Origin of the sequence: Niveispirillum irakense DSM 11586 (assembly GCF_000429645.1) — a bacterium.
GTDB classification, from domain to species: Bacteria; Pseudomonadota; Alphaproteobacteria; order Azospirillales; family Azospirillaceae; genus Niveispirillum; species Niveispirillum irakense.
Map to the genome: position 1 here is coordinate 40048 of NZ_AUCG01000022.1, position 13901 is coordinate 53948.

General features: G+C 69.2%; 3 protein-coding genes. All 3 read right to left on the reverse strand.

From position 1 onward, the window contains the following. Positions 1–6: 6 nt before the first annotated feature. Genes G473_RS0110860 through G473_RS0110870 form a run of 3 tightly spaced genes read right to left on the reverse strand, consistent with a single transcriptional unit; the run spans position 7 to position 13891 of the window. A complete protein-coding gene (locus tag G473_RS0110860) occupies positions 7–3918 on the reverse strand; it encodes a non-ribosomal peptide synthetase (RefSeq protein ID WP_029013115.1) in 3912 nt (1303 codons plus the stop codon). Beyond that, entirely contained in the window at positions 3915–4976 is a 1062-nt protein-coding gene (locus G473_RS0110865) for a TauD/TfdA family dioxygenase (protein ID WP_035706718.1), read from the reverse strand. Before G473_RS0110865 ends, G473_RS0110860 begins: the two co-directional genes overlap by 4 nt. Before the next feature lie 26 nt (positions 4977–5002). Continuing rightward, the gene (locus G473_RS0110870) at positions 5003–13891 is read right to left on the reverse strand and encodes a type I polyketide synthase (protein WP_029013117.1); all 8889 of its coding nucleotides are present in this window, start codon (positions 13889–13891) and stop codon (positions 5003–5005) included. Between the last annotated feature and the right edge of the window lie 10 nt (positions 13892–13901).

Below are 13901 nucleotides of genomic sequence, written 5' to 3' on the forward strand. Positions count from 1 at the left end.
GTGGCCTCACTGTCCCAACAGGGTGAAGAAGACGCGCTCGCTCATCTGCTGAAGCCGGTCGGCCTCCAGCAGGGCGTGGCGCATCTCGGCACCGACCAGGGCTGCGGCCGGTTCCTGCACAATGGAAAGATGATGGGCGGGGATGTCGCGGCGGCTGACCATCGCCACGGCACCCCAGCCCAGGTCGGGATCATCGCTGCGCTGCATCGCGGCGGCATCGCGCACCGCATCGGGCAGGGGTGTGGTGGCCCGCAGCAGCAGCACGCGGCGCGGATAGGCCCCTGGCCGATAGCGGCGGATCACATCGGCATTGCGACGGAAGACGGCGAACAGCCGGTGGATGCGCGTGGCCGGCGCGTCCGGCGGCAGGATGCCGGCGGTCACAGCCAGTTCGTGCAGGCGCCCCATCCCCGCATCAGCATCCAGGCCCGACAGGTCGGGCATATCCAGCCCCGCCTCGAACGCCAGCAGGCGGGCGACCGCGCCGATCAGATCGGTATCGGGGCGCGGTTCAGGCTCGGGTCCGCTGGCGGCCACGCTGTCAATCATGGCCAGCAGCCCCACCTCCTCCCCCCGCGCCAGAAGCTGGCGCGCCATTTCAAACGCGATCACCCCGCCGGAAGACCAGCCGGCCAAATAATAAGGCCCGCCCGTCGCCAGGGGCCGGATGCGGGCAATATAAAGGGCGGCCAGTTCTTCCACGCTGGTATAATCAGCACTTCCTTCCAGCCCTGGGTCCTGAAGGGCATAGACAGGCCGGGTTGTGCCCAGGCGGCGCGCCAGATCGCGGTAGCACAGCACGCTGCCACCGGTGGGATGCACCAGAAAGACCGGCCTTTCCCCTTCCAGCCCCCGGTTGATGGGCACCATCACCGGATCGGCGCTGACCTGCCGGCGGATCAGGTCGGCCTGGGCTGCCACGGTGGGCGCCTGGAACAGGGAAACCAGCGGCAGGTCGCAGCCAAATTCCAGCTTCACCTCTGCCATCAGCCGCACCGCCAGCAGCGAATGACCCCCGAGGTCGAAGAAGCTGCGGTCCACCCCCACCGGGTGGATATCCAGCACGGTTTCCCAAACCCGTTCCAGCCGCAATTCCACCGGATCGCGGGGGGCGAGGCCATCGCCCGTCTCGGCGCTGCTGATGCTGGCAACATGGGCGGCCACGGCGGCGCGGTCGATCTTGCCGCTGGCATTGACCGGCAGCGCCTCCAGCCGGTGGCAGAGGCCGGGCACCATATAGTCGGCCAGCGTTCCGGACAGCCAGTCGCGCAGGGCCGCCGGTTCCACCGCGCGCTGTGGCCGGCAGGCATAGGCGCAGACAAGCCGGTCAATGCCATTGGCATCCCGGTCAACCCAGACGATGGCATGGGCGACATCGCCATGCCGGCCCGCCGCTGCCTCCACCTCCCCCAGTTCCACCCGGTATCCGCGCAGCTTCACCTGATGGTCGGTGCGGCCAAAGAAATCCAGGCGGCCATCAAACCGCCACGCCCCCTGGTCGCCGCTGCGATAGACCCGGCCCGCGGCCGGATCGACGGGATCGGGCACGAAACGTTCCGCCGTAAGGTCGGGCCGGTTCAGGTAACCGCGCGCCGGGGCCGCCCCGCCGATCAGGATTTCCCCCCGCATGCCCACGGGCACCGGGCGGTCGTGATCATCGACCACATACAGGCGCACATTGTCGATCGGGCGGCCGATCGACACGGGATCGTCGGCCGGGTCCACCGGTTCGGCACAGATCTGAATGGTGGTTTCTGTCGGGCCGTAAAGATTGACAAGACCCGCCCCATGCACCGCGTGCAGTCGCCGCGCCAGCGATGGCGTCAACGCCTCCCCGCCGCAAAAGATCAGGCGCAGGGTCTGGGTCTGGGCAAAGGCCGGTTGATCCACCAGTACCCGCAGCAGGCTGGGCACAAGCTGCAGGATGGTGATCCCGCCTTCCACCAGCATCCGCAGCAAGGCAGGGATATCCCGTTCCAACCCCGTCGGGGCCATGACCAGCCGTGCGCCCTGCATTAATGGCAGGAAAAATTCCCAGACCGAGGCGTCAAAGCCGGTCGCGGTCTTTTGCAGCACCCTGTCATCTTGTGTCAGCGGGAAGGCCCGGCCCATCCAGGCCATATGGTTGGCCAGCGACCCATGGGTCACAACCACGCCCTTGGGCCGCCCGGTGGAACCGGATGTGTACAGGATATAGGCCGCCTGACCGGGACCGGGCACGGGGAAAGCATCGGCCAGCGGTGGGGCGGCGGCACCGGGCGGGGTATCCAGCAGGATGGTGACCAGGGCGGGATCATCCGGCAGGTTCACGGCCAGCGCAGCATGGGTCAGCACCGTGCCGGCCCCGCTATCGCCCAGGATGAAATGCAGCCGCTCGGCCGGCAAATCCGGCGGCAAGGGCAGATAGGCCCCGCCCGCCCGCAACACCGCCAGCATGGCGACCACATGGTCGGCCCCCCGCGGCAGGTGCAGGGCAACCACGGATTCCGCCGTCACGCCGGCCTGGGCCAGCCGTTGGGCCAGCGCCTGCACGCGCGCCTCCAGCACGGCATTGGTCAGGACAAGGGTGCCATCCTGCACACAAGCCCGGTCGGGATGGGCCAGCGCCTGGGCGGCGACAGCCAGATGCACCGGCTGCCACGGGCCAGGGGGCACCATGCGGCCCTGGAAACCCACCGTCACAAGCTGGCGTTCCGCAGGCCCCAGTATATCCGGTTCCCCCAGCAGGGCATCGGGCTGGTCCAGCATTGCCGCCAACAGGGTTGCCACCTGGTCGGCCAGAAATGGCAAGGCACCGTCCTGGACCGCATCACCATGATGGTCCAGATCCAGGCGCAGCAGGGTGCCGGGGCCGGTCAGTGCCGTCAGCTTCAGCAGATAGGGGGCTGTATCGGCGATCACCTCCACCGGGTATAGAAGGGTACCGGGCGCGTCCGGCGCCGTCAGCACCTCCACCGGGAAGGGGACGAACAGCTCCTCCCCTGGCGGGGTCAGATGGTGGCACATCTCCGACGCAGAGCCGCGTGCCGCCGCAACTGCGCGCACCAGATCGGAAAAGCGGGTGCCGGGGGCCGCCAATATCGCGAACAGGGCCAGCGGCACAACACTGGCCAGCGGGCCGGTCGCGCCAGCAAGCTCGTCGTAAGGGCGCCCGTCGGCCACCAGACTGACGGGAAGCGCCATGCCCCCCGACAGGCGCCAGAGCAAGGCCGCCCACAAGCCGGTCAACAGGTCCGCCGGTTCCACCCCCAGCGCCGCACAGCAGGCGTGAAGCCGCGCATCCGTGCCCGGCGGCAGCGGACAGGGCTGGCGGGTGGGTCGGAAGGGACCGGGTGCGGCTGCGCGCAGGGCCGGCAGGGTTGGCGGTGCCGTATCCACTGCCCAGAGATCGCCCGCCGGCCAAGTGCTATCGCCGCCGCCTTCCTCGGCCAGCAAATCATGCTGCCACTGGGCCAGATCGAAAAACTGCAGCGGCTCCTCCTCCGCCCCCGCCCCGTCCCCATTCCCGGCCAGCAACCCGGCCAGGGCTGATCCCAGATGCAGCAGCGTGGGGCCATCGGCGCATAGGGCGGAGAGGGAGAGGACAAGCGTTTCCCCCTCCATCCAGGCGTGAAGGCCGGGGGCATCCGGATCGGCGGGCACAGGGCCTTGGGCCAGGGCGAAGGGCGGCGGATCGCATGCGGCCTGCAGGGGCAGGCGCATTTCCGGCAGGCTGAGGAAACGGGTGCGCAAAATCTCGTATCGCCGGACCAGCCGGTCAAGCGCGGCGGCGATGGCAGCCGGGGCCGGCGGGGTGCCTGTCCAGGCGAAGCGGGCGCACACCCGCAGGTCGCGGGGCACGGTGCCCTGCATCATCTGCGACCAGAGCCGCTGCTGTCCGGGGGACAGGCGAAAGCCGTTGACCGCGTCCGCCATCATGCCAGCCGCTCCTTCAAGGCGGCCATCGCCGCTGCATCCAGGTTGACCGCATCGCCCATGGCGGCCAGCACCCGGCGTTCCCCCGTGAAGGGCGCGCGGCCATGGGCCACCAGCATATTGTCGGCCATCAGGAAATCCCCCGCCTGCCAGGGAAAGGCCACGGTTTCCTGGTCATAGGCATCGCGCAGATGGGCCGCGACATCATCGGGGATGATGCCGCCATCGCCGTAATAGGTGTTGTAGGGCAGGTTTTCCGTGCCGAAATCTGCCTGAAACCGGGTGCGTACCGGTTCATGCAGGCTGGAACTGTGCCAGAAGGCGATATGGTTGAACCATAGCTCATCCCCGGTGCCGGGATGGGTATGGATGGCGGGCCGCACCTGACGGGTGCGTAGCCAGCCATTGGGCAGCCATTGCCACGACACCTCCATCGCGCAGAGATAGCGCTCCAGCTCGGCCACCGTCTCCACAGCATAGGCATGCTGCCAGCTTGGCCCCATGCCGGAACCGAAACTGCGCACAAGCTGCCAGCCCCGGCGACGGAACTCCTCCCGCACTGTGGGATCAATACGGGCCAGCACCCGGCGGACATCGGCCAGCGGCGTTTCCCCCTGCGTGGCCGAAGGCACCATGCAGCCAAAGAAGATGCGCCCCGGCCACGCCTTCACATAGGACAATTCATTATGCAGGGCGATGGCATATTCCGGCGGGAAATAGGTGGATGTGTAGATGCCCTGCCCCAGATCCTGCCGGGGGGTGGCCTTTTCAATATAGTTCATCAGCACAACGCCGGTGGCGGCCACCACGCGCTGAAAAGCGGCATCATCGCCAAAATCAAACCCCCGGAACAGGATGGCGCCATGGCGGGGCAGCAGGCCGGCCAGCATCTCCCGGTGCCGTTCAATCCAGGCGGCACCATCCAGGCCGGTGACCGCCGGCTCCACCAGCAGCGGCAACGGCCCGTCGGCAAACAGGGGCCGGGTCCGGACCATGCTGTCCGCCGTCACCTGGATCGCCTGCCGGCGGGCCAGCTTCAAGGTCGGGGGCAAAGGGGCCATGGCGGTGATCCTTCGATCCGTTGGTTTCACAGGCTGGCAGCCAGGGCTGCCAGATCATCGGCATCCAGTGCCAGGGGGGAGGATGGGGCCGAAAGCGGTGGAGCGGTTTGTGTCGGGGCCATGGCAGCCGGGGCCAGACTGGCCAGCCGCAGCAGCGTTGCCGCCATGTCGGCCACCAGCTTTTCCATCACCGCCGGATCAAACCGGGCACTGTCATGGAACAGGTCCAGCCGCAGCCGACCTTCCACCAGCATCACTTCCACCGCCAGGGCGTGGGGCCGGGGCAGGTCGGCCGCCCGTTCCGCCCCGCGCAGGGGGCAGCCGGGCCGCCATGATACCAGGGTGAAGGGCGCATCGGTCACCGCCGGCATCCGCCCCAGCCAGTTCAGGCCAACAGCCGGGTGATGCCCTGCCGCCAGGGTCTGGCGCAGGGGTGCCGGCCCCAGCCAGCGCAGCAACCCGTAATCCTGTCCCCGGTTGGGGATCGACAGGCGCTGGTCGCGCACCGCCATTGCCGCCTCCCCCTCCTCAACCCCGGTCAGGTCAAACCAGGCGGGGTGGCGGGCGGTGAACCAGCCCACCGTGCGCGCCGGGTCCGGCATGCCATCGGGCGGGGTGCGGCCATGGCCTTCCAGTTCCACAAACAGCAGCGCTTCCCCCGTCAGCCGGCCCATCGCCAGGGTCAGGGCGGCCAGCAGCAGATCCTCCATCTCCAGCCCGGCCTGGATGGCGGGGCCAGACAGGACATCGCTCGTCTGGGCCATTGTCAGGGCGGTGCCGGTCACACGCTCCATCCCCTGCCCGTCCGATGCCGTTCCTGGCCGTTCCGGCAGGGCTGGCGGCGGCAGGTCGGTACATAAGGCCCAGTAATCCATCTGGTCGCGCACCGGGGCGGTATCGGCATAAGCCGCCAGCCCCTGCCCCCATTGGCGCAGGGACAGGGTTTTGGCGCCCAGGGATGCGGCCGGGTCGCGCAGCAGCCGGGCCAGATCCTCCAGCAGCAGGGCGCAGGACACGGCATCAACCAGCCAGTGATGCAGCACGATCAGCAATTGGCCCCGCCCGCCCTCCAGCCAGCCCAGCACCAGCGGGGTTTCAGTCGGATCGGCCAGGGCCTGCAGCCGGTCCAGGGATGCACTACGGTCGGGACCGTCGGGAATGGGGTGCAAGGGCGGCGGTGCCGGGGGCGCGTAAAACTGGACGATACCGGCCCCTTCAGCCCCATCAACGCGTGCCCGCAGGCGCAACCCGTCATGATGGGCGATCAGCCGGTCAAAGGCCGCCAGCACCCGGTCAGGCGTGATATCTGCCGCCAGGTCCAGCAACAGCGACAGGTTGGCATGCGGGCGCAAAGCCCCCCCCAGCGAAAGCCAGCGCTGCTGGCTGGGCAGCAGGGGGACGGGGCCGGTCAACAGCCCTTGTTCGGCCTCCAGCCCGGCGGGGCGGATCAGGGGGGCCAGGGCGGCCACCGTCGGGTGGCGATACAGATCGGCGGCTTTCAGCAGCAACCCATCCTGATGCAGCCGGGCCACCATCCGGATGCCCAGGATACTGTCCCCGCCCAGGGCGAAGAAATCATCATGCCGGCCGATGCCGGGCCGCGCGAACAAGGCCCGCCAGACGCACAGCAGCCGGTTCTCCATGTCCGTGGCGGCCGGATCGGCGTCCGTTTGCCCCCATGTCGGGGCCGCCCAATCGGGCACCGGCAATGCTGCCCGGTCCAGCTTGCCATTGGCTGTCAGCGGCAGGGCTTGGCAGATCATGATCCGCGCTGGCAGCATAGGCTCAGGCAGCCGCCCGCGCAGGGCCGCCAGCAGGCTATCGGGGTCGATCACCCTTTCCGGTGCCGCTGGCACGACATGGGCCACCAGGACTGGCCCCAGGGTTGGGTGTGGCACCGCCACCACAGCCGCCGCACCGACACCTTGCAGGGTGCGCAGGCTGGCCGCCACCTCCCCCGGCTCCACACGGTGGCCCCGGATTTTGACCTGATCGTCACCGCGCCCCACGATCTCCAGCCGCCCCTGCGCATCCAGCCGCGCCAGATCGCCCGTATCATAAAGCGGACCGTCAATACCGCTCTGGGCAACGGGCTGGAACCGGGCCCCCGTTTCCGCCGCAAGCCCGATATAGCCAAGGGCAAGCTGGGCGCCGCCAATATAAAGCCGCCCTGTCGTGCCGGGGGGCACGGGTTCCCCCTCTTCCCCCAGCAATGCCAGCCGCGCACCGGGCAAGGGGGCATCCAGGGTCAGGTGATCCGCCCCCCGCTGCCAATCGCCCATGGCCACGCCGATGGTTGTTTCCGTCGGGCCATAATGGTTCATGACCCGCAGGCTGGCCGGCATCATCCCGTCCAGCCGCCGCAATAAGGCCGGGCTTGCCCGTTCCCCACCCAGCACCAGCAGGCGGCGCGGCAGCAAGGCCGGGTCGGCCTCACCGGATAGCAGTGCGTCCAGATGCGATGGCACGATCTTCAACAGATCGACCGGCCAGCGCCGCAACGCTTCCAGCATCAGGCCGGGGTCGCGGGCTGCCGCTTCCGACAGGATGCACAGGCTGCCGCCATGGAACAGGGCCGGCAGCGTGGCCGTCAGCCCAAGATCGGCCGCCAGGGCGGAGACCAACCCATAGGACAGGCCGGCAGGCAGGGCCGTGCGGGCCAGCAATCCTTCCAGATACCATTCCACCGCCCGGTGCGGCACCGCCACTGGCTTGGGCTGGCCGGTGGAGCCGGAGGTGAACAGGATATAGGCAATGGCATCGGGTGCCGGAACAGCCCAGTCCACACCTAGGGCCTGCCCGCCTTCTGCTGGTGGACAGGGTGGCACGGGAAGGATGGGGCAGGCATCCGCCGCCGTCCCCTGCCCCTCAGCCGCAAGCGCCAGGGTGCAGCCGGCATGGCGCAGCAGCAGGGCCGCCCGGGCCGGGGGCGTGCCCGGCTCCACCATCATCCAGGCGCGCCCGGCTTTCCAGCAGCCCAGCAGCACGGGGGCCAGCAACTCTGTCCGGGGCAGCAGCAGGCCCACCGGGCCGGGGGGCACCTCGGCTGCCAGGATAAGGGCGGCTATGGCATCGGACCAGCGGTCCAGCATTGCCCGGTCCAACCGCTGCTGCCCATCCAGAATGACGGCGGGGCCGACAGGATCAGCCCGCAGATGGGCCTGCCAGCGCGCCACCAGTGGCAGCGCCCGCCGTCCCCCGGTCCCGTCCAGGGCCCAGCGGGCGGCGGCATCGCCCTGCCCATGGCGCAGGGACAGGTCGCCGCCCGCTGCCAGCAGCGACAGCAGGTCCAGATAATCAGCCATCAATCGTTCGGCCCGACCCCCGCCAAACAGGGCGGCATCGTAATCAAGCTCCACCGTCAGGCTGCCGCCACGGTCCACCACATTGCAGGCAAGGTCAAAACGACCGCTGCCGGCATCGGGACCGGCGGTGGGCGGGCGCAGCCGGGCCGTCACCCCCGTGCCAAATGGCAGTTCAGGCGGCACCCGATCCAGGTTGAAAGTGACGGGCACCAAAGGCGGCCGGGCCGGATCGCGCCGCACGGCCAGATCATCCAGCAGATGGGCAAACGGATAATCGGCATGGTCCAGCGCGTCCAGCAGGGTGCCGCGCACCCTGTCCAGCAGGGCATCGGTCCCCTTGGTCGCGTCGGGGCGCAAGCGCAGCGGCAGCAGATGGGTGCAATAGCCCACCACCTGTCCCATCCCCGGCCCCGCGACTGCACGCCCGGTATAAGGCACACCGATCACCATATCGGCAGCGCCATGGCGGTGCAGCAGCCAGACGAAACCGGCCAGCAGCACCGACAATAGCGACCCCCGCCCGGCCAGGGCGCGGCGATGCAGCCCTGATGTCACCCCTTCCCCTACCGGGCAGACCAGCCGCCCGCCGGTAAAGCCGCGCACCGGCGGGCGTGGGGCGGCGATATCCAGGTCCAGCCCGGCCGGCGCATCGCGCAAATCCTGCATCCACCGGTCACGCGCGTTCTTCCAGCGCCCCTCCGCCAGGGCGGCCCGGTGCCCGTCCAGAAGGGTGCGCAGCGATGGGGCGGGTGGCAAGGGCTGCCCGGCATAGGCTGCCGCGATCTCCCCCGCCAGAATCTGGAGCGACAGCCCGTCCAATGCCGCATGATGGCCCAGCAGCAGCAAAACCCGGTCCTCACCCCCCAGATGGAACAAGGTGGCGCGCAGCAGCGGCGGGCGGGCGGGATCAAAGGGCACGGCCAGCCGTTCTGCCACCGCCGGGGCCAAACCGTCCGCCGCGATGGTTGCCTGCTCCAGCGGCAAAAGGCCGGCCGGGGCGGGAGACAGGGTGCCGGCCAGGGGGTCGGGCACGGCCCACAGCCCGTCATGCCGGGCGGCCACCGTCGCCACGGAAGCCGCCAGCCTTTCGCCGTCCAGGGGGCCGGTCAGGTCCAGCAGCAGCGGAAGGGTATAAGCAACGGCACCGGCCGGGTCCAGTGTCGCCAGCGTCAGCAACTGACGCTGCGCCAGGGTCATGGGCAGGCTATCTTTGGGCGCCGGTTCGGCAGGCGCCGCATCCAGGATGCCGCCCTCGCGCAGGGCCGCCACCGTCTGCGCCACGGCATCGACCAGCCGGTCGCAATCGGCGTCTGTATGGGCACTGGACAGGAAACAGGTCCGCCCCTCCCACACATAGATGCCGCGCAGCAGCAGATGGTAGAAGAACAGGTCCAGATTGCGGGTGAAGACGAAGCGGAAGACGGAGCCGAACCGCGCAACCCGGATGGGTGTTCCGGCCAGCACTGCGTCCAGCCGGTCCTGCAGACGGGCGGCGCGCGCGTTCAGGTCGGTGTAAAGCGCATCACCCCGCCGCTCAATCTCCGCCAACACGGCCAGACAGGCCTCAATGGTCAGCGGGTTCTTGTTGAAGGTGCCGGCGAACAGCGTGGTCTGGGCCGTGGGCGCGCTGTCATCGCCATAGTGCCAGACGCCGCCATCCACCGCCGCCATCACATCGGCCCGGCCGGCCAGCGCCCCGATGGGCAAGCCGCCCCCCAGGATTTTGCCATAGGCAACCAGATCCGCCCGCACGCCGAAATAGGCCTGTGCCCCACCTGCGGCGATGCGGAAGCCGGTGATCAGTTCATCAAATACCAGCAACGTGCCCGCCGCCTGGGTCAATCCCCGCAGGCGGCGCAAAAAATCATCCGGCTGTAGATCGGGCCGCCGGCTCTGCACCGGTTCCACCAGCACGGCGGCGACTTGCCCCAGCAGGGGGGCGAGTGCCGCCAGACTGTCCGCCGTGCCATAATCAAGCACCAGCGTATCAGCAACGGCCCCCGGCGCCACGCCGGCAACCAGCGGCACGGCGCCGGCCTCAACATTCCCGTCCGCTGCTGCTTCGGCCAGGATACCGTCGAAATGGCCGTGATAGGCGCCGCGGAAGATCACCACCTTGGTCCGGCCGGTGACGGTGCGGGCCAGACGCAGCGCCACCATAACGGCTTCTGTCCCGGAATTGAGGAACGCTACCCGGTCCTGGCCGGACAGGCGGGCGATCCGCTCCGCCGCCTCCCCCGCCCTGTCGGATTGCGGCCCCAGGCGCAGGCCCCGCGACAGGCTCTCCTGCAGGGCCATATTCAGAAAGTCGGGCATATGCCCGAACAGATGGACGCCGAACCCCATGGAAATATCGAGATAGTCGTTACCGTCCACATCCTCCATCCGCGTGCCGGCGGCTGACCGGCAGGCAATGGGATACAGCATCTCCTTGATCGAGGGGCGGAAGCCGGCACTGGCCCGGCTATCGGCCAGAACAGTGCGATAACGGTCGGCCAGCGCCCGGGACCCGGCGGTACGGCGCGTATAGGCCGCGACCAGGGCCGCGATATGCTGGCGCTGGCGCGGGCCGGCGGGATCGTCGACCACCGCACGGGGGACCGGCAGGGGGCGCAGAGGAACGGCCGGCGCCAGCATGGGCGGGGCCGGTGTGGGCGGGGCCGCCTGCGGGGCGCATCGGCTGGCCAGATATCCGGCCAGGGCATCCAGGGTGGACAGTTCCTCAAAAAAGGCGCGGATCGGGATCTTCACCCCGAAGGCCGCTTCGATCCGCTGCGCGGCGGTCACCAGGACCAGGCTATCGGCGCCCATTTCCAGGAAGGGGGTGGCCGGGTCCACGCGCGGGGCCGTCGTTTCCAGGATATCCGCGACGATGGTGCGCAACCGATGCGAAATATCCGCCCCCTCCCGCACCGCCGGCGCCACGCTTGCAGCGGCAGGGATCGCCGTTGACGCGGCTGGCGGGGGGACAGGGGCGGGGACGGTGCCGACTGTCACCGTGCCATCGGCCAGCAGGGGGAAGGATGTTTCCTCAAACGGGTAGAGCGGCAGGGGCGACCGGCTGTTTCCCGGCCCGTCCACCCCGTTCCAGTCCGGCACCAGCCCGGCGGTCCAGACCGCACCCAGGGCCGAAAGCAGGGCCTGCGCATCCTCGCGCCCCCGTATCAGGCTGGGTACAACCGGCAGATCGGGGACGGTCAGGGGCACCAGCCGGGACAAAACCGCCGCCGGCCCGATCTCCAATCCCAGCTTCACGCCCGCAGCCGCCAGGGCGGCCACCCCATCGCCAAACCGGACGGGATCGCGCAGATGGCGCACCCAACTTTCCCCCGTCAGCACCGTGCCCACGGGCAGGATGGTGCCGGTGCGGTTACACAGCAGGGGCAGGCGCAGCGGGTCGAAATGGAAGCTGGCAAGCACATCGCGGAACGGGTCCAGAACCGGGTCCATGGCCGGGGAATGGAAAGCGGCGGAGACAGGCAGCCTTCGTGCGGTGATCCCGGCATCGGCAAGGCGCCGCAGCGTCTCCTCCAGCGCGTCGGCGGCGCCGGCAATGGTCAGGCTGCCAGGACCATTTTCCACCGCGATGACGATATCGGGGCTAAGCAGGGGGGGCACCGCCGCCGGCAGGCCGGTCACCGCCGCCATGCCGCCAGGCACGGCACGTTCCGCCATCAGCCGGCCGCGCGCAGCCACCAGCTCCATCGCCCGCTCAAACGGCAGCGCACCGGCCACCACGGCGGCCGCGTAATCACCCAGACTATGGCCGATCACAATGTCAGGCGTGATCCCCCATGCCGCCCAATGGCGGGCCAAACCGACCTGCAGCGCCAGCATCAGCGGCTGGGTCAGCTCCGTCCGGTCAATCTCCGCCCCCGTGGTCAGCAGGTCCAGCAGCGGCAGGCCGGTGACCTGCGCCGCCCTTGTCAGCGTCTCGCGGATGGCGGGGGACATCTGCACCAGCCCGCGCGCCATGCCGGCAAACTGCGCCCCCTGGCCGGAAAAAAGGAAGGCCGTCATCGGCCGGCGGCGGGGGGCTTGGCCTAACGCCACCTCTGGCGGGCGTTCCCCTTGGGCCACCCGTTCCAGTGCTGACGCCATATGCTCTGCATCAGTAGCGGCGATGGAAAGCCGATGACGCAGGGGGCTACGCGACCGGTGGCTGGCCCGCGCCAGCGTAGCGCCGGCATCCGGTTGCCGGCGCACCTGTGCCGCCGTGGCAGCCGCCAGATGCATAAGCGCGTCCGGCCCAGCGGCTGACAGGACCAGCAATTGCGGCCAGGCGGGTGCCGGGATCATATGACTAGCCGGGGGGCTGGCCGCGATCAGATGGCAATTGGCGCCGCCAAAGCCAAAGGAACTGACGGCCCCCACCGCTGGCCGCCCCTGGTCGGGCAGGCTTTGGGGCGCGGTGGGAACGGTAAGGTTCAGGCCAGCGAAATCAATATGCGGGTTGGGTGCCGCAAAACCCAGGCTGGCCGGCACCTGCCGATGGTGCAGCACCAGGGCCAGCTTGATCAGCCCGGCAATGCCGGCCGCTGCTTCCAGATGGCCGATATTGGTCTTGACCGATCCAACCGGCAGCGGCCCGGTGCGGCCCGGTGCCTGCCCCAACGCCCGGCCGATGGCCTTGGCCTCGATCGGATCACCCAGCAGAGTGCCGGTGCCGTGGGCCTCCACATAATCGACGGTGGCGGGCTTTATCCCGGCTGTCGCCAGCGCCTGCCCGATCAGGGCTTCCTGCGCCGGGGTGCTGGGTGCGGTGATGCCGTTGGACTGGCCATTATGGTTAAGCGCGGACCCCAGGATCACTGCCAGCACCCGGTCGCCGTCGCGCTGTGCATCCGACAGGCGCTTCAGCACCACGGTTCCAGCCCCTTCCCCCCGCCCATACCCGTCGGCAGCGGCGGAGAAGGTCTTGCAGCGCCCATCTGCCGCCAGCATCCGCGCGCGGGAAAAGGCGACCGACGGGTCGGGCCGCAGCATCAGCGAGACGCCGCCGGCCAGCGCCAGCCCACATTCCCCCGCCCGCAGCGCGGCACAGGCCAGATGCACCGCGATCAGCGCAGACGAACAGGCCGTATCCACCACCAGACTGGGGCCGGTGAAACCCAGCAGATAGGAAATGCGGTTGGCCAGGACGGCCGTGGAATGGCCGGTCGCGGTTGCAGGGCCTATGGCAGAAAGATCGGCATGGGCGCCGCCAAACTCGCCGTTGCTGGCGCCCATGTAAACGCCGACCGGCTGGCCCTTCAACTCCCAACCAGGGATGCCGGCATCCTCCAGCGCCCACCATGCAACCTTCAGCGCCAGACGCTGGCGCGGGTCCATGCCGCGTGCCTCCCGCGCGGACAGGCCAAAAAAGGCGGGATCAAACAGGTCCGCCCCATCGATGAAACCGGCATGGCGGGTGATTATGCGACCGGCGGCGGCGGGATCAGGGTCATGCAAGGCGGCACCGTCCCAACGGTCGGGCGGCACATCGCGCAGCGCAAATTCACCCGCGCATAACAGCGACCAGAACGCATCCGGCCCCACAGCCCCCGGGAAGACGCACCCTATCCCGATAATGGCGATCGGTTCCTGGGGATGATGCGTCGGTCCGTCCATCGGCGCCCCG

Coding starts and splice junctions, on each gene's coding strand:
- G473_RS0110860 (WP_029013115.1), bottom strand. CDS start 3,918: ATGATGGCGGACGCGGTCAACGGCTTTCGCCTGTCCCCCGGACAGCAG.
- G473_RS0110870 (WP_029013117.1), bottom strand. CDS start 13,891: ATGGACGGACCGACGCATCATCCCCAGGAACCGATCGCCATTATCGGG.
- G473_RS0110865 (WP_035706718.1), bottom strand. CDS start 4,976: ATGGCCCCTTTGCCCCCGACCTTGAAGCTGGCCCGCCGGCAGGCGATC.